The sequence below is a fragment of the Escherichia marmotae genome (assembly GCF_002900365.1).
Lineage (GTDB): Bacteria > Pseudomonadota > Gammaproteobacteria > Enterobacterales > Enterobacteriaceae > Escherichia > Escherichia marmotae.
This window is the reverse complement of sequence record NZ_CP025979.1, coordinates 376546-392444: the sequence shown is the minus strand read 5'-3', so window position 1 is coordinate 392444 and position 15899 is coordinate 376546. Positions and strand designations below refer to the sequence as shown.

The 15899-nt window shown below is 51.3% G+C and carries 17 protein-coding genes and 1 other annotated feature; of the genes, 10 read left to right on the top strand and 7 right to left on the bottom strand.

Annotation, left to right across the window (positions count from 1 at the left end):
• Window positions 1–6: 6 nt before the first annotated feature.
• The 3 genes from C1192_RS01850 to dacD all read right to left on the bottom strand — a co-directional run bounded on the left by C1192_RS01850 (window position 7) and on the right by dacD (window position 3032).
• The gene (locus C1192_RS01850; protein ID WP_038355107.1) at window positions 7–1065 is read right to left on the bottom strand and encodes an FUSC family protein; all 1059 of its coding nucleotides are present in this window, start codon (window positions 1063–1065) and stop codon (window positions 7–9) included.
• Between the two features lie 208 nt (window positions 1066–1273).
• A complete protein-coding gene (gene sbmC / locus C1192_RS01845) occupies window positions 1274–1747 on the bottom strand; it encodes a DNA gyrase inhibitor SbmC (protein ID WP_001105399.1) in 474 nt (157 codons plus the stop codon).
• A 118-nt stretch (window positions 1748–1865) separates the two neighbouring features.
• Window positions 1866–3032, bottom strand: a complete 1167-nt coding sequence (gene dacD, locus C1192_RS01840) for a serine-type D-Ala-D-Ala carboxypeptidase DacD (RefSeq protein WP_001516605.1) — start codon at window positions 3030–3032, stop codon at window positions 1866–1868.
• A 208-nt stretch (window positions 3033–3240) separates the two neighbouring features.
• On the opposite strand from dacD, the gene sbcB reads away from it, so the two are divergent.
• A complete protein-coding gene (gene sbcB, locus C1192_RS01835; protein WP_001516606.1) occupies window positions 3241–4668 on the top strand; it encodes an exodeoxyribonuclease I in 1428 nt (475 codons plus the stop codon).
• A gap of 74 nt (window positions 4669–4742) precedes the next feature.
• Here the strand turns inward: sbcB and plaP are convergent, their stop codons facing one another.
• From plaP to C1192_RS01815, 4 genes are all read right to left on the bottom strand, one after another.
• Window positions 4743–6101: a putrescine/proton symporter PlaP gene (gene plaP, locus C1192_RS01830; protein WP_000019194.1), complete on the bottom strand. Its 1359-nt coding sequence runs from the start codon at window positions 6099–6101 to the stop codon at window positions 4743–4745.
• The gene (gene yoeI / locus C1192_RS01825; protein ID WP_097433929.1) at window positions 6091–6153 is read right to left on the bottom strand and encodes a membrane protein YoeI; all 63 of its coding nucleotides are present in this window, start codon (window positions 6151–6153) and stop codon (window positions 6091–6093) included. Before yoeI ends, plaP begins: the two co-directional genes overlap by 11 nt.
• A 214-nt stretch (window positions 6154–6367) precedes the next feature.
• A complete protein-coding gene (locus C1192_RS01820; RefSeq protein WP_000803328.1) occupies window positions 6368–7297 on the bottom strand; it encodes a LysR substrate-binding domain-containing protein in 930 nt (309 codons plus the stop codon).
• Between the two features lie 45 nt (window positions 7298–7342).
• Window positions 7343–8167, bottom strand: a complete 825-nt coding sequence (locus tag C1192_RS01815) for an SDR family oxidoreductase (protein ID WP_038355108.1) — start codon at window positions 8165–8167, stop codon at window positions 7343–7345.
• A gap of 425 nt (window positions 8168–8592) precedes the next feature.
• Between C1192_RS01815 and hisL the strand changes: the two genes are divergently transcribed.
• From hisL to hisIE, 9 genes are all read left to right on the top strand, one after another.
• On the top strand, window positions 8593–8643 hold the full coding sequence (gene hisL / locus C1192_RS01810) for a his operon leader peptide (protein ID WP_001364200.1): 51 nt from the start codon (window positions 8593–8595) through the stop codon (window positions 8641–8643).
• Window positions 8619–8742: a sequence feature (His leader region), on the top strand. It overlaps the preceding gene by 25 nt.
• A gap of 46 nt (window positions 8743–8788) precedes the next feature.
• Window positions 8789–9688, top strand: coding sequence for an ATP phosphoribosyltransferase (gene hisG / locus C1192_RS01800; RefSeq protein WP_000131781.1), 900 nt, complete (start codon window positions 8789–8791; stop codon window positions 9686–9688).
• Window positions 9689–9693: 5 nt separating this feature from the next.
• Window positions 9694–10998 carry a histidinol dehydrogenase gene (gene hisD, locus C1192_RS01795; protein WP_038355109.1) on the top strand — a complete coding sequence of 435 codons (1305 nt, stop codon included), beginning with the start codon at window positions 9694–9696 and terminating at the stop codon, window positions 10996–10998.
• A complete protein-coding gene (hisC, locus tag C1192_RS01790) occupies window positions 10995–12065 on the top strand; it encodes a histidinol-phosphate transaminase (RefSeq protein WP_000108967.1) in 1071 nt (356 codons plus the stop codon). The genes hisD and hisC overlap by 4 nt, the downstream gene beginning before the upstream one ends.
• On the top strand, window positions 12065–13132 hold the full coding sequence (hisB, locus tag C1192_RS01785; RefSeq protein ID WP_038355110.1) for a bifunctional histidinol-phosphatase/imidazoleglycerol-phosphate dehydratase HisB: 1068 nt from the start codon (window positions 12065–12067) through the stop codon (window positions 13130–13132). Before hisC ends, hisB begins: the two co-directional genes overlap by 1 nt.
• The gene (gene hisH, locus C1192_RS01780) at window positions 13132–13722 is read left to right on the top strand and encodes an imidazole glycerol phosphate synthase subunit HisH (RefSeq protein ID WP_001103550.1); all 591 of its coding nucleotides are present in this window, start codon (window positions 13132–13134) and stop codon (window positions 13720–13722) included. Before hisB ends, hisH begins: the two co-directional genes overlap by 1 nt.
• Entirely contained in the window at window positions 13722–14459 is a 738-nt protein-coding gene (hisA, locus tag C1192_RS01775) for a 1-(5-phosphoribosyl)-5-[(5-phosphoribosylamino)methylideneamino]imidazole-4-carboxamide isomerase (RefSeq protein ID WP_038355111.1), read from the top strand. The genes hisH and hisA overlap by 1 nt, the downstream gene beginning before the upstream one ends.
• Window positions 14441–15217: an imidazole glycerol phosphate synthase subunit HisF gene (gene hisF, locus C1192_RS01770; protein ID WP_000880161.1), complete on the top strand. Its 777-nt coding sequence runs from the start codon at window positions 14441–14443 to the stop codon at window positions 15215–15217. The genes hisA and hisF overlap by 19 nt, the downstream gene beginning before the upstream one ends.
• A complete protein-coding gene (gene hisIE, locus C1192_RS01765; RefSeq protein ID WP_038355112.1) occupies window positions 15211–15822 on the top strand; it encodes a bifunctional phosphoribosyl-AMP cyclohydrolase/phosphoribosyl-ATP diphosphatase HisIE in 612 nt (203 codons plus the stop codon). The genes hisF and hisIE overlap by 7 nt, the downstream gene beginning before the upstream one ends.
• Window positions 15823–15899: the final 77 nt, after the last annotated feature.

Sequence of the window (15899 nt, the reverse complement as noted above, 5' to 3'; positions counted from 1 at the left end):
CGGGAATTATTTGCGCAAGGCCCGGCAAATCAGATTTGACAACAACTCCAGTTGATGCGCCGTTTCCATGTTAAGCCACACATAGCCATAAATCGGGGTCTCAACGACCTTGAGATCATGGTGGTTATCGAGCAACTGACGCAGCTCTTCCACAGCATCGTTCAATTTTTCCGTATTAGCAAAAACCGGCTGCGGATTACCTTCGTACAGGGCATGAACAAGGCTCAACACTATTTGCTGCATCATGTGCTGTGTATCGCGCAGTTTTTGCGCGTTCAATAACACGAAATGGCTGGGGCGCGTGGCCCAGTAAGCATTGATTTGCAGTTCCAGCATACAAACCAGATTACGGTTAATTGTCTGGATCCCTTCATATATCGATTTTGGGATACGGGTTTCTTTGCTGGCGGGCGCAATCAGCCCACGCATTTTCACGGCATCGGTCAGGAGTTTTTGCAGATGTTTTTCCAGACGTGGACGTTCGAGTAAGTTCGGTGAGAACGCTGACTGATAGACGCGATTATATTCAGTGAGACTTTTCGCCAGTTGAATGCGCCAGTGGATAAAAGCACGTTGCGGCCAGATGCCGGTAAACAACATTGCCAGTAAAGAGCCGAAGATCACATCGCCGCTTCGCCATAATGCAGTATCAATTTCACCGGTTGGCGAGCCAACAACAATTGCCAGCGTCACACCAATCAATAAACCTTGATATGGCTTCTTACCCAGCGCCAGCCAACCGCAAAGGAACATGGCTGCAGCACACCAGACTAACATCAACGGTAAAGAGATTAACTCCAGTTGCAGAGCGATAAGACCTAATATCGAACCCAACACAGTACCGCCAATACGTTCAAAGGCGCGAGGGACAACGTTGCCCCAGAACGAAATTGGCCCCATGATCACCACCATAGTGACCAGCGGCCAGGTGCTTTCCGGGATGGTAAACAAGCGAATGATGAGAAAGGTGAGCAAGAACGCCAGCGCAACTCGCGTACCATGCACAATGCGGTAATGGCGGTACACTCGAATTTCAAACGGGCTTAAGGACTTATCGGCACGCACGCGGGCACTCCGTGGAATAAGAGAAAAAACGGTCATAATGCAATCTGGCAGTCCGGGAACGATAACGCTATGTAACAAATCTGTCCGGCAAACCGGGAATAGCAGACGTTCCCGGTTTGGTTGTCAGAAAACTGCAGACGAATCTTACTCTTTTACATAACGAAAAACAGCGTAGCAATCGGGTTATCCTCTGATCCAGTGCCACTTATCAGCGCTGTTTAGGCTGCACCGCAACATACATTTCGATATCCCAATACCCCTCTTCCGCACCATTGTTCAGATAAACCTCAAAGCAGGGCTTTGGCAACATTTCGTAAGCGCTGTCCTGCAAGAGAGTATTAAAGAACTGATACCAGGGTTTAGCAAAGTCATCACCCACTACGCGTGCAACCGCCACCGCATACTGACCTCCAGAAATTTCCGTCAGGATGACGCCCTCACTGTTTTCGGGGAGAGTGAAGTCATCTGCCACCGAGACGACGGTGTCACAACGTAACTTTTCGGCGGGTGTTTCGTCTGGATTATCGTAATAGACCGCTACCCACTCCTTTGGCACGATATTTTTGTCGTCTACCCACATCATCAACTGCTCAAAACCTTGCTTTACCGTCTGTTCCCACGGGCCAACGAGATGGAAACCTGCAACGGTACGTTTATCTTCCTGTTTAATCTCGTAGTTCATGATGCCTCCATTAATACTGGTTTTATGTACAGTACATTTGCAATATAAAAACCACAAGGAATGAGTGTTGATTATGCGAGCAGACTCGCACTCCTGCCAGTCTGCTGCAAAAGAAAGGTCAGGCCTTATGGTGGAAATAATCGCTCAACCGGGAAAACATGCCGCCTTCACTGACGGATTCCAGGGTGACCAGCGGCCAGTGCGCCACCTGTTTATCCCGATCGTAAAGTTCAATTTCCCCAACCTGCTGATGGGCATTAATTGGCGCGGTCAGTTCTTTATCATTAAGGGTGTATTTTGCTTTGATATTCGGAATCTCCGCTTTTGGCAGCACCATCCAGAACTCTTGTTCGGTTCCAAGCGCAATCTTTTCTTTATCGCCATACCAGATGCGTTCTGTGCCAATCTTTTTCCCACGATGTAAAATTTGCACCGTAGTAAAGTTCTGTTGTCCCCAACGCAGTAGCTTTCTCGCCTCTTCTTCACGACCTTTTGCGCTTTCAGCCCCCATCACCACCGCAATGAGTCGACGCTGACCATCCACAGCCGAAGCAATGAGATTAAACCCGGCCCCGGAAGTATGTCCGGTTTTCAGGCCATCGACATTCATGGTTTTATCCCATAATAAGCCGTTACGGTTTTGCTGGGTGATGCCGTTCCAGGTGAGGCTTTTCTCACTGTACATATGATAAAACTCAGGTTCACCATGAATGATGGCGCGCGAAAGTACGGCTAAATCGTAGGCTGAACTATGCTGACCCGGCGCATCCAGACCATGTACCGTTTCAAAATGCGTATCCTTTAGATGCAACTTCTCGGCGTAATTGTTCATCATTTCAACAAACTGCCGTTGCCCACCAGCAATATAATCAGCCAGCGCAACACAAGCATCATTGCCGGAGTCGACAATTAATCCACGGCTTAAATCACGTACCGATACGCGATCCCCCTCTTTCAAAAACATCAGTGAAGAACCGACAAATACCGGGTTATCTTTTGCCCACGCATCACGACCCACAGTGACAATATCGTCTGGTGTAATGCGATGACTATCGATAGCACGATCAACGACATAGCCAGTCATCAGCTTAGTCAGGCTGGCAGGATTACGTTGTTGATGCTCATTACCCGCCGTGAGGATCTGTCCGGTTGTGTAATCCATCAATACCCATGACCCCGCATGAATTTCTGGAGGCTGGGGTGAAAAAGGAATATTTTCTGCTGCAAAAGCAGACGATAAATTAAAAACGAACAAAGAAGCAGCAATAACAAGACGGCGTTTCAACAGCAAATCCTCAGGAGTTTCAAATAGCTGTTCTTTTTACGGAAATCCTGATGAACTGGCTGGAATAAAGTGCAAGAAAATGTGACATTTATCTCATTTTAATCTGACATTATCTGTTTCCACACGCTGCCAAATTGTCGCTCTAAAGCTGATTAGCGTTGTGATATTTGGTACTCTGGCATACAGCAGAAATAACGGATTTAACCTAATGATGAATGACGGTAAGCAACAATCTACCTTTTTGTTTCACGATTACGAAACCTTTGGCACGCACCCCGCGTTAGATCGCCCTGCGCAGTTTGCCGCCATTCGCACCGATAGCGAATTCAATATCATTGGCGAACCAGAAGTCTTTTACTGCAAACCTGCTGATGATTATTTACCTCAACCAGGGGCGGTGTTAATCACCGGCATCACACCGCAGGAAGCACGGGCGAAAGGAGAAAACGAAGCCGCCTTTGCCGCCCGCATCCACTCGCTTTTTACCGTACCGAAAACCTGCATTCTTGGTTACAACAATGTTCGTTTCGACGACGAAGTCACGCGCAATGTTTTTTATCGTAATTTCTACGATCCCTATGCCTGGAGCTGGCAGCATGATAACTCTCGCTGGGATCTGCTGGACGTCATGCGTGCCTGTTATGCCCTACGTCCGGAGGGGATCAACTGGCCTGAAAATGATGACGGTCTGCCGAGTTTTCGTCTTGAACATTTAACCAAAGCGAATGGTATAGAGCATAGCAACGCCCACGATGCGATGGCCGATGTATACGCCACTATCGCGATGGCGAAGCTGGTGAAAACGCGTCAGCCACGCCTGTTTGATTATCTCTTTACCCATCGTAATAAGCACAAACTGATGGCATTGATTGATGTGCCACAGATGAAACCACTGGTGCACGTTTCCGGCATGTTTGGTGCGTGGCGCGGCAATACCAGTTGGGTTGCGCCGCTGGCGTGGCATCCTGAAAATCGCAATGCCGTGATTATGGTGGATTTAGCTGGAGATATTTCGCCATTACTGGAACTGGATAGCGACATGCTGCGCGAGCGTCTGTATACCGCAAAAGCCGATCTGGGCAATAACGCCGCAGTCCCGGTTAAGCTGGTGCATATTAATAAATGTCCGGTGCTGGCACAGGCGAATACACTTCGCCCGGAGGATGCCGACCGTCTGGGAATTAATCGTCAGCATTGCCTTGATAACCTGAAAATTTTGCGTGAAAACCCGCAAGTGCGCGAAAAAGTGGTGGCAATATTTGCTGAAGCCGAACCGTTTATGCCTTCAGATAACGTGGATGCCCAGCTTTATAATGGCTTTTTCAGTGACGCCGATCGCGCGGCAATGAAAATTGTGCTGGAAACCGAGCCACGTAACTTACCGGCACTGGATATCACCTTTGTCGATAAACGCATAGAGAAGCTGTTGTTCAATTATCGGGCGCGTAACTTCCCCGGCACGTTAGATTACGCCGAACAGCAACGCTGGCTGGAGCATCGCCGTCAGGTCTTCACTCCAGAGTTTTTGCAAGGCTATGCTGATGAACTGCAGATGCTGGCGCAGCAATATGCCGATGATAAAGAGAAAGTGGCACTGTTAAAGGCGCTTTGGCAGTACGCGGAAGAGATCGTCTGATACAAAAAAGCCGGAGCGTTAAACTCCGGCTTTTTGAGACTTACCGGATGATGACACCATCCGGTTTTATAAAATTATGCAACGTCTTCGTACTGCGGAACCGGGTTGCGGAAGCTCTTAGTTACGCAAGCCAGGTAAATCAGACCGATAGCCGCCCAGATCAGCCCCAGAACCATCGAGCTTTCTTCCAGGTTAACCCACAGCGCACCAACGGTCAGCGCACCACACATCGGCAGGAACAGATACTGGAAGTGATCTTTCAGCGTCTTGTTACGCTTCTCACGGATCCAGAACTGCGAGATAACCGACAGGTTAACGAAGGTGAACGCCACCAGCGCACCAAAGTTAATCAGCGCCGTTGCCATTACCAGGTCAAAGTTGATTGCCAGCAGAGCAATCGCACCAACCAGGATGATGTTCATCGCCGGAGTACGCCATTTCGGGTGTACATAACCGAAGAAACTTTTCGGGAACACGCCGTCACGCCCCATCACGTACATCAGACGCGCTACACCTGCGTGCGCCGCCATACCAGACGCCAGTACGGTAATGGTGGAGAAGATCAACGCGCCAACCTGGAACGCTTTACCCGCAACATACAGCATGATTTCAGGCTGTGACGCATCCGGATCTTTAAAGCGAGAGATATCCGGGAAGTACAGTTGCAGGAAGTAGGTCGCAAAGATGAAGATCATACCGCCGATCAGCGCGGTCAGGAAAATCGCACGCGGGATCACGCGCTCTGCATCTTTGGTTTCTTCCGACAGGTTGCTGATGCCGTCAAAACCGGTAAAGGAGAAGCACAGGATCGTCGCACCGGTAATCATCGGGATGACATGCGCATCGCCAGACCAGAACGGACGGGTGCTCGCCAACGTACCAGCGCCTTCACCTTCAAATACGCCGTAGACCACCATGCCCAGAATCACCGCGATCAGCACAATCTGCAACACCACAATGACGGTGTTGAAGTTCGCTACGGATTTCAGGCTACGCAGGTTAAAGGCAGTCATAAAGGCCACCAGCGCCACCACAAACATCCACGATGGGATGGAAGGCACCAGAGCTTCAAAATAGATTTTCGCCAACAGGATGTTGATCATCGGCGCGAACAGATAGTCGAGCAGAGAAGACCAACCCACCATAAAGCCAACGGTCGGGCTAATAGATTTCTGGGCGTAAGTGTACGCAGAGCCAGCAGAAGGATAGCGGCGAACCAACTTCCCGTAGCTCAGAGCCGTGAACAGGATCGCAATCAATGCGAACGCATAGGCTGTCGGCACATGACCATCCGTGAGGCCTGAAACGATACCAAAAGTATCAAACAGCGTCATCGGCTGCATATAGGCAAGACCCATCATTACAACCGGAACTAACGTAAGCGTTTTACGCAATTCCACGCGAGAGGTGTTTGGAGTAACGTTATGCGACATGGTTATTCTCCTTTACGGTGATAACCGTCGCGTAAGCAAAAAATTGCCCCATTTTTTTGGATTCCTCAGCGACAACAACTGTCGATTTTTAGTAAATATCTATCCGGTACGAAGCCCGGCCTCTTGGTATGAATGATTGGTTTGAAGCAAAAAATAACCGACGCGGATAAAACGTCGGTTTTTAGTCATTTTTTGACAGCGGCGCATTGTGCCTAAATGGGGGGTAAATGACAAGAGAATGAGGGGCTTGACAGATGATTTTTTATTTAAATGGCTGATTTTCCGTCACCAGATTTTGCATAAACACCGGCGATAGCACTATTTGCTAAAATCTCGTCTCGCCACCACGCACTGGCAAGCCCTGCGGTTTGTTCGTTCCAGCCAATCCAGACAGGTTCAAAGAGGGTTTGCGCGACCACTTTCTTCTCGATTAACGCACCACTATCAAGAAAGCGTTGCGCCAGATAACGGGGTAAATAACCACAACCAAGACCACTGATTTGCAGCTCCAGCTTGGTTTTAAAATCAAATACGGTAATGGCTTCTTGTTCATCAAGTATTTGTGAAGCTGTAGACGCGGCTGCCTGCGCAGTGTCACCGACGACTATCGCCCGATATCGTTTAATGATTCGTCGATTTAACGGTTCTTCTTCCAGCGCTAACGGATGATGGGGTGCCACAACGAACACTTGCTCCAGATCCCCCAGACGAGAAAAACCAAATTCGCTGGAAGATGGCGGCTCGTGCATAGCGCCGACAATAATATCTGCCCGGCCCTGGGTCAGCGCCTCCCAGGAACCACCGAGCACGCCATTGATAAATTTCAACCGCGTTACACTGTGATGTTGATAAAAGAGTTCAATAAGCGGCGCAAGCAGAGAAAAAGGAAAGGTGTCATCAACCCCGATAATCAGCTCGTTCTCCCAGCCTTCGTGAAGTTTTATTGCCTGTTTTTCCAGCTCATGAACAGTGTGAAGAATTTCCCGCCCTTTCTCTAATAACATTTTTCCGGTGCGGGTGAATTTAGCGCGGTGACCGCTGCGATCAAGCAATTGAATATTAAGATCACTTTCCAGCTTATGAACGGTGTAACTCAGCGCAGACGGCGTCTTGTACAGTTTGGCTGACGCCGCCGCAAAACTGCCCTCTTTTTCTAAGGCATCGAGGATCATCAACACATCCAGCAGTGGTTTCATACACGCCCCCTTGCGGTGTATGCGGCATTCTGCTGGCGTGATGCTTTACTCCAGCGGCATTACCAGTGGATCGGGATACTGGTATTCAAATCCCAATTCATTACAGATCCGGCTGCCATCAATAATTTTACCTTTGCCGCTGTCCAGGCTGTTTCTGAACTGCGGAGGTTCCAGCCCCAGTAAACGGGCCATCTGCGGATAGAAAACATTACGCGCAGGGTGAGCTGGCGCACATATATTATAGATGTGTCCGCCTTTAGGTGCCTGTAACAACAGAGTGATAGCGCCAATAACATCTTCCAGGTGAACTAAATTGACACCATGTTCACCGTCTGGCGCAGTTTTTCCGGCAAAGAAGCGCCCTGGATGACGCCCCGGCCCCACCAGGCCAGCAAGACGCAAAATATCGACCGAAGTTCCAGGTAAATTGTGCAGCCAGTCTTCGAGTTCTTTTAACACTCGTCCACTGTTGGTCACGGGATTGCGTGGTGTGGTTTCTTTTACTATGCCTTGCGTATCGCCATAGACAGAGGTTGAACTGGTGAAAATAATGCGGGGAATATGGTGAGCCAGCGCGCTGTCTACCAACTCTTGCACTGCCTGCAAATAGAACTCGTCGCCAGGACCGCTGCGTCGCGCCGGAAGCGTAATGACCAACGCATCAGCATCCATCAGGGCATCCAGATCGTCAGAATCGCAAACTAACTCGGGATCCATGCGAAGCGTATAGCTATCAATCCCACTCATTCGGGCCGCTTCGACGCCATCTTGTGTGGTTTTACTCCCGGTGACTTGCCAGCCCCGCGCTGAAAGTGACATCGCCAGCGGCATACCTAACCACCCTAACCCGACAATTGCGACCTTTTTCATCCGTTTTCTCCTGATACACCTTAGATCTATAAGGCTACGCCAGCGTATCAAAACTGACAATTCATTCTATGAATGAATCGAAACTGTTAGCAAATGTACAATTGCCTGATGCGCTCCGCTTATCAGGCCTACAAAAACACCAATATATTGAATTTAGGCAACATTTGTAGGCCAGATAAGGCGTTCACGCCGCATCCGGCATGAACAAAGGCCACTTTAGTTACAGAACACAATGTTCTTGAGGGTTTTAAAACATGTTTTCACGATTACTTTTTTTAACGTAGTCACTCTTAGCGCCCTTCTTTCCCTGCTCATTCATTAAACAAATCTATCACCGCAAAATATATAAAAAAGCCCTTGCTTTCTATCGTGAAAGTGGTTTAGGTTAAAAGGCATCAGTTGAATAAACATTCACAGAGATTTTTATGACACGCGTTCAATTTAAACACCACCATCATCACCATCATCCTGACTAGTCTTTCAGGCGATGTGTGCTGGAAGACATTCAGATCTTCCAGTGGTGCATGAACGCATGAGAAAGCCCCCGGAAGATCACCTTCCGGGGGCTTTTTTATTGCGCGGTTGATAACGATTCAGACAGGTTAAAAGAGGAATAAGAAAATGACAGACAACACTCGTTTACGCATAGCTATGCAAAAATCCGGCCGTTTAAGTGATGATTCACGCGAATTGCTGGCGCGCTGCGGCATTAAAATTAATCTTCACACCCAGCGCCTGATCGCGATGGCAGAAAACATGCCGATTGATATTCTGCGCGTGCGTGACGACGACATTCCCGGTCTGGTAATGGATGGCGTGGTAGACCTCGGGATCATCGGTGAGAACGTACTGGAAGAAGAGTTGCTCAACCGCCGCGCCCAGGGTGAAGATCCGCGCTACTTTACCCTGCGCCGTCTTGATTTCGGTGGCTGTCGCCTTTCACTGGCAACGCCCGTTGATGAAGCCTGGGACGGCCCGCTCTCCTTAAACGGTAAACGTATCGCCACCTCTTATCCTCACTTGCTCAAGCGTTATCTCGACCAGAAAGGTATCTCTTTCAAATCCTGCTTATTGAACGGTTCTGTCGAAGTTGCCCCGCGCGCCGGACTGGCGGATGCGATTTGCGATCTGGTTTCCACCGGTGCCACCCTGGAGGCCAACGGCCTGCGCGAAGTGGAAGTTATCTACCGCTCGAAAGCCTGCCTGATCCAGCGCGATGGTGAAATGGAAGAATCCAAACAGCAACTAATCGACAAGCTACTGACCCGTATTCAGGGCGTAATTCAGGCGCGTGAATCGAAATACATCATGATGCATGCACCAACCGAGCGTCTGGATGATGTCATCGCCCTGCTGCCAGGTGCCGAACGACCAACCATTCTGCCGCTGGCGGGTGATCAACAGCGCGTCGCCATGCACATGGTGAGTAGCGAAACCCTGTTCTGGGAAACGATGGAAAAACTGAAGGAACTGGGCGCGAGTTCGATTCTGGTCCTGCCAATTGAGAAGATGATGGAGTAATAGCCATGAGCTTTAACACAATCATTGACTGGAATAGCTGTACTGCGGAGCAACAACGCCAACTGTTAATGCGCCCGGCGATCTCCGCCTCTGAAAGCATCACCCGTATCGTCCGTGAAATTTTAGATAACGTGAAAGCACGCGGCGATGACGCCTTACGGGAATACAGCGCGAAGTTTGATAAAACCAAGGTTACCGCGCTGAAAGTGTCTGCTGAAGAAATCGCCGCAGCCTGCGAACGCCTGAGCGACGACCTGAAACAGGCGATGGCGGTAGCAGTAAAGAACATTGAAACCTTCCACAATGCGCAAAAACTGCCGACGGTAGATATCGAAACCCAGCCAGGCGTACGTTGCCAGCAGGTCACCCGCCCGGTAGCTTCAGTGGGTTTGTATATTCCTGGCGGCTCTGCCCCACTCTTCTCAACCGTATTAATGCTGGCGACTCCAGCGCGTATTGCAGGTTGTAATAAAGTGGTGCTGTGCTCACCGCCGCCGATTGCCGATGAGATCCTCTACGCGGCGCAACTGTGCGGCGTGCAGGATGTATTTAACGTCGGCGGCGCACAAGCCATTGCCGCACTGGCCTTTGGTACTGAATCCGTACCAAAAGTGGACAAAATTTTCGGACCGGGTAACGCCTTTGTGACTGAAGCGAAACGTCAGGTGAGCCAGCGTCTGGACGGTGCAGCAATCGATATGCCCGCAGGCCCGTCGGAAGTGCTGGTGATTGCCGATAGCGGCGCAACGCCGGACTTCGTGGCTTCAGATTTGCTCTCTCAGGCTGAGCACGGCCCGGATTCACAGGTGATCTTACTGACGCCCGACGCCGATATGGCACGCCGCGTTGCCGAAGCTGTAGAACGTCAACTTGCAGAGTTACCGCGTGCTGAAACTGCACGCCAGGCACTGCTCACCAGCCGCCTGATTGTGACCAACGATTTAGCGCAGTGCGTGACAATCTCCAATCAGTACGGCCCGGAACACCTGATTATTCAAACCCGCAACGCCCGCGAACTGGTCGATAGCATCACCAGCGCCGGTTCGGTATTTCTTGGTGACTGGTCACCGGAATCGGCAGGTGACTACGCCTCCGGCACCAACCACGTGCTGCCGACTTACGGTTACACCGCCACCTGTTCCAGCCTCGGACTGGCGGATTTCCAGAAGCGCATGACCGTGCAGGAATTGTCGAAAGAGGGTTTCTCTGCGTTGGCTTCGACCATTGAAACGCTGGCTACCGCCGAACGCCTGACAGCCCACAAAAATGCCGTGACTTTACGTGTCAACGCCCTTAAGGAGCAAGCATGAGCACCGTGACTATTACCGATTTAGCGCGTGAAAACGTCCGCAACCTGACGCCATATCAGTCAGCGCGTCGACTGGGCGGTAACGGCGATGTCTGGCTGAACGCCAACGAATATCCTACAGCCGTGGAGTTTCAGCTCACTCAGCAAACGCTCAACCGCTATCCGGAATGTCAGCCAAAAGCGGTTATTGAAAATTACGCGCAATATGCCGGCGTAAAACCGGAACAAGTGCTGGTCAGTCGCGGCGCAGACGAAGGCATTGAACTACTGATTCGCGCCTTTTGTGAACCGGGTAAAGATGCCATCCTCTATTGCCCGCCAACGTACGGCATGTACAGCGTCAGCGCCGAAACCATTGGCGTCGAGTGTCGCACGGTGCCGACGCTGGAAAACTGGCAACTGGACTTGCAGGGGATTTCCGACAAGCTGGACGGCGTGAAAGTGGTTTATGTTTGCAGCCCTAACAACCCGACCGGGCAACTGATCAATCCGCAAGATTTTCGCACTCTGCTGGAGTTAACCCGCGGAAAAGCCATTGTGGTTGCCGATGAAGCCTATATTGAGTTTTGCCCGCAGGCATCGCTGGCGGGCTGGCTGGCGGAATATCCGCACCTGGCTATTTTGCGCACCCTTTCGAAAGCTTTTGCTCTGGCGGGTCTCCGTTGTGGGTTTACGCTGGCAAACGAAGAAGTCATCAACCTGCTGATGAAAGTGATCGCCCCCTACCCACTCTCAACGCCGGTTGCCGACATTGCGGCACAGGCGTTAAGCCCGCAGGGGATCGTCGCCATGCGCGAACGGGTGGCGCAAATTATTGCAGAACGCGAATACCTGATTGCCGCACTGAAAGAGATCCCCTGCGTGGAGCAGGTTTTCGACTCCGAAACCAACTACATTCTGGCACGCTTTAAAGCCTCCAGCGCAGTGTTTAAATCTTTGTGGGATCAGGGCATTATCTTACGTGATCAGAATAAACAACCCTCTTTAAGCGGCTGCCTGCGAATTACCGTCGGAACCCGTGAAGAAAGCCAGCGCGTCATTGACGCCTTACGTGCGGAGCAAGTTTGATGAGTCAGAAGTATCTTTTTATCGATCGCGATGGAACCCTGATTAGCGAGCCGCCGAGTGATTTTCAGGTGGACCGTTTTGACAAACTCGCCTTTGAACCGGGCGTGATCCCGGAACTGCTGAAGCTGCAAAAAGCAGGCTATAAGCTGGTGATGATCACCAACCAGGATGGTCTTGGAACACAACGTTTCCCGCAGGCGGATTTCGATGGCCCGCACAATCTGATGATGCAGATCTTTACCTCGCAAGGCGTGCAGTTTGATGAAGTGCTGATTTGCCCGCACCTGCCCGACGATGAATGTGACTGCCGCAAGCCGAAGGTAAAACTGGTGGAGCGTTATCTCGCTGAGCAGGCGATGGATCGCGCCAGCAGTTACGTGATTGGCGATCGTGCGACCGATATTCAACTTGCTGAAAACATGGGTATTAATGGTTTACGCTACAACCGCGAAACCCTGAACTGGCCGATGATTGGTGAGCAACTCACTAAACGCAATCGTTATGCCCACGTAGTGCGCAACACCAAAGAGACGCAGATTGACGTTCAGGTGTGGCTGGATCGCGAAGGTGGCAGCAAGATTAACACTGGTGTTGGTTTCTTTGATCACATGCTGGATCAGATTGCCACCCACGGTGGTTTCCGTATGGAAATCAATGTCAAAGGCGATCTCTATATTGACGATCACCACACCGTCGAAGATACCGGGCTGGCGCTGGGCGAAGCGTTAAAAATTGCCCTTGGCGACAAACGCGGCATCTGCCGGTTTGGTTTTGTCTTGCCGATGGATGAATGCCTCGCACGCTGCGCGCTGGATATCTCTGGTCGCCCGCACCTGGAATATAAAGCTGAGTTTACCTACCAGCGCGTGGGCGATCTCAGCACCGAAATGATCGAACACTTCTTCCGTTCACTCTCTTACACCATGGGCGTGACCCTGCACCTGAAAACCAAAGGTAAAAACGATCACCACCGTGTGGAGAGTCTGTTCAAAGCCTTTGGTCGCACCCTGCGCCAGGCCATCCGCGTGGAAGGCGACACCCTGCCCTCGTCGAAAGGAGTGCTGTAATGAACGTGGTGATCCTTGATACCGGCTGCGCCAACCTGAACTCGGTGAAGTCTGCCATTGCGCGTCACGGCTATGAACCAAAGGTCAGCCGTGACCCGGACGTCGTGTTGCTGGCCGATAAACTGTTTTTACCCGGCGTTGGCACCGCGCAAGCGGCGATGGATCAGGTGCGTGAGCGCGAACTGTTTGATCTCATCAAAGCCTGTACTCAACCGGTGCTGGGCATCTGTTTAGGAATGCAACTGCTGGGGCGACGCAGCGAAGAGAGCAACGGCATCGATTTGCTGGGCATCATCGACGAAGATGTACCGAAAATGACCGACTTTGGTCTGCCATTGCCGCATATGGGCTGGAACCGCGTTTACCCACAGGCTGGCAACCGCCTGTTTCAGGGGATTGAAGACGGCGCGTACTTTTACTTTGTTCACAGCTACGCCATGCCGGTCAATCCGTGGACCATCGCCCAGTGCAACTACGGCGAACCGTTCACCGCGGCGGTACAAAAAGATAACTTCTATGGCGTGCAGTTCCACCCGGAACGCTCCGGTGCCGCTGGCGCTAAGTTGCTGAAAAACTTCCTGGAGATGTGATGATTATTCCGGCATTAGATTTAATCGACGGCACCGTGGTGCGTCTCCATCAGGGCGATTACGGCAAGCAGCGTGATTATGGCAACGACCCGCTGCCGCGCTTACAGGATTACGCCGCCCAAGGTGCTGAAGTGCTGCACCTGGTGGATCTGACCGGGGCAAAAGATCCGGCTAAACGTCAAATCCCGCTGATTAAAACCCTGGTCGCGGGCGTTAACGTTCCGGTGCAGGTTGGCGGCGGCGTGCGTAGCGAAGAAGACGTGGCGGCGTTACTGGAAGCAGGCGTTGCGCGCGTGGTGGTTGGCTCCACCGCGGTGAAATCACCTGATGTGGTGAAAGGCTGGTTTGAACGCTTCGGAGCCGATGCCTTAGTGCTGGCGCTGGATGTCCGTATTGACGAGCAAGGCAACAAACAGGTGGCAGTCAGCGGCTGGCAAGAGAACTCAGGCGTTTCGCTGGAACAACTGGTGGAAACCTATCTGCCCGTCGGCCTGAAACATGTGCTGTGTACCGATATCTCGCGCGACGGCACGCTGGCAGGTTCTAACGTCTCTTTATATGAAGAAGTCTGCGCCAGATATCCACAGGTGGCGTTTCAGTCCTCCGGCGGTATTGGCAACATTGAAGATGTCGCGGCTCTGCGTGGCACTGGCGTGCGCGGCGTAATAGTTGGCCGGGCATTACTGGAAGGTAAATTCACCGTGAAGGAGGCCATCGCATGCTGGCAAAACGCATAATTCCGTGTCTTGACGTTCGTGATGGTCAGGTGGTGAAAGGCGTACAGTTTCGCAACCATGAAATCATTGGCGATATTGTGCCGCTGGCAAAACGCTACGCCGAAGAAGGTGCAGACGAACTGGTGTTCTACGATATCACCGCTTCCAGCGATGGCCGCGTGGTAGATAAAAGCTGGGTATCTCGCGTGGCGGAAGTGATCGACATTCCGTTCTGCGTGGCGGGTGGGATTAAGTCGCTGGATGACGCCGCGAAAATTCTTTCCTTTGGCGCGGATAAAATTTCCATAAACTCGCCTGCGCTGGCGGATCCGACGTTAATTACTCGCCTGGCGGATCGCTTTGGCGTGCAGTGTATTGTGGTCGGTATTGATACCTGGTACGACGGCGAAACCGGTAAATATCATGTGAATCAATATACCGGCGACGAAAGCCGCACCCGCGTCACTCAGTGGGAAACACTCGACTGGGTACAGGAAGTGCAAAAACGCGGTGCCGGAGAAATCGTCCTCAACATGATGAATCAGGACGGCGTGCGTAACGGTTACGACCTCGAACAACTGAAAAAAGTGCGTGAAGTTTGCCACGTCCCGCTGATTGCCTCCGGTGGCGCGGGCACCATGGAACACTTCCTCGAAGCCTTCCGCGATGCCGACGTTGACGGCGCGCTGGCAGCTTCCGTATTCCACAAACAAATAATCAATATTGGTGAATTAAAAGCGTACCTGGCAACACAGGGCGTGGAGATCAGGATATGTTAACAGAACAACAACGTCGCGAACTGGACTGGGAAAAAACCGACGGACTTATGCCGGTGATTGTGCAACACGCGGTATCTGGCGAAGTGCTAATGCTGGGCTATATGAACCCGGAAGCCTTAGACAAAACCATCGAAAGCGACAAAGTCACCTTCTTCTCGCGCACTAAACAGCGACTGTGGACCAAAGGCGAAACGTCGGGCAATTTCCTCAATGTGGTGAGTATTGCACCGGACTGCGACAACGACACTTTATTAGTGCTGGCTAATCCCATCGGTCCGACCTGCCACAAAGGCACCAGCAGCTGCTTCGGCGACACCGCTCACCAATGGCTGTTCCTGTATCAACTGGAACAATTGCTCGCCGAACGCAAATCTGCCGACCCGGAAACCTCTTACACTGCCAAACTGTATGCCAGCGGCACCAAACGCATTGCGCAAAAAGTGGGCGAAGAAGGCGTGGAAACCGCACTGGCAGCAACGGTACATGACCGCTTTGAGCTGACCAACGAGGCATCTGATTTGATGTATCACCTGCTGGTATTGTTGCAGGATCAGGATCTGGATTTAACGACGGTAATTGAGAACCTGCGTAAACGGCATCAGTGAGTTGCGGAGTAAGCGGATGCGATATTGTTGTCGCATCCGGCAAAAAAAAGGGCAAGGTGTCACCACCCTGCCCTTTT

Excerpts from the sequence above, each read along its gene's own strand:
- hisC (WP_000108967.1), top strand. The coding sequence starts at position 10,995 with ATGAGCACCGTGACTATTACCGATTTAGCGCGTGAAAACGTCCGCAAC.
- hisH (WP_001103550.1), top strand. The coding sequence starts at position 13,132 with ATGAACGTGGTGATCCTTGATACCGGCTGCGCCAACCTGAACTCGGTG.
- sbmC (WP_001105399.1), bottom strand. The coding sequence starts at position 1,747 with ATGAACTACGAGATTAAACAGGAAGATAAACGTACCGTTGCAGGTTTC.
- hisIE (WP_038355112.1), top strand. The coding sequence starts at position 15,211 with ATGTTAACAGAACAACAACGTCGCGAACTGGACTGGGAAAAAACCGAC.
- C1192_RS01815 (WP_038355108.1), bottom strand. The coding sequence starts at position 8,167 with ATGAAAAAGGTCGCAATTGTCGGGTTAGGGTGGTTAGGTATGCCGCTG.
- plaP (WP_000019194.1), bottom strand. The coding sequence starts at position 6,101 with ATGTCGCATAACGTTACTCCAAACACCTCTCGCGTGGAATTGCGTAAA.
- hisG (WP_000131781.1), top strand. The coding sequence starts at position 8,789 with ATGACAGACAACACTCGTTTACGCATAGCTATGCAAAAATCCGGCCGT.
- hisF (WP_000880161.1), top strand. The coding sequence starts at position 14,441 with ATGCTGGCAAAACGCATAATTCCGTGTCTTGACGTTCGTGATGGTCAG.
- hisD (WP_038355109.1), top strand. The coding sequence starts at position 9,694 with ATGAGCTTTAACACAATCATTGACTGGAATAGCTGTACTGCGGAGCAA.
- C1192_RS01820 (WP_000803328.1), bottom strand. The coding sequence starts at position 7,297 with ATGAAACCACTGCTGGATGTGTTGATGATCCTCGATGCCTTAGAAAAA.
- hisB (WP_038355110.1), top strand. The coding sequence starts at position 12,065 with ATGAGTCAGAAGTATCTTTTTATCGATCGCGATGGAACCCTGATTAGC.
- hisA (WP_038355111.1), top strand. The coding sequence starts at position 13,722 with ATGATTATTCCGGCATTAGATTTAATCGACGGCACCGTGGTGCGTCTC.
- sbcB (WP_001516606.1), top strand. The coding sequence starts at position 3,241 with ATGATGAATGACGGTAAGCAACAATCTACCTTTTTGTTTCACGATTAC.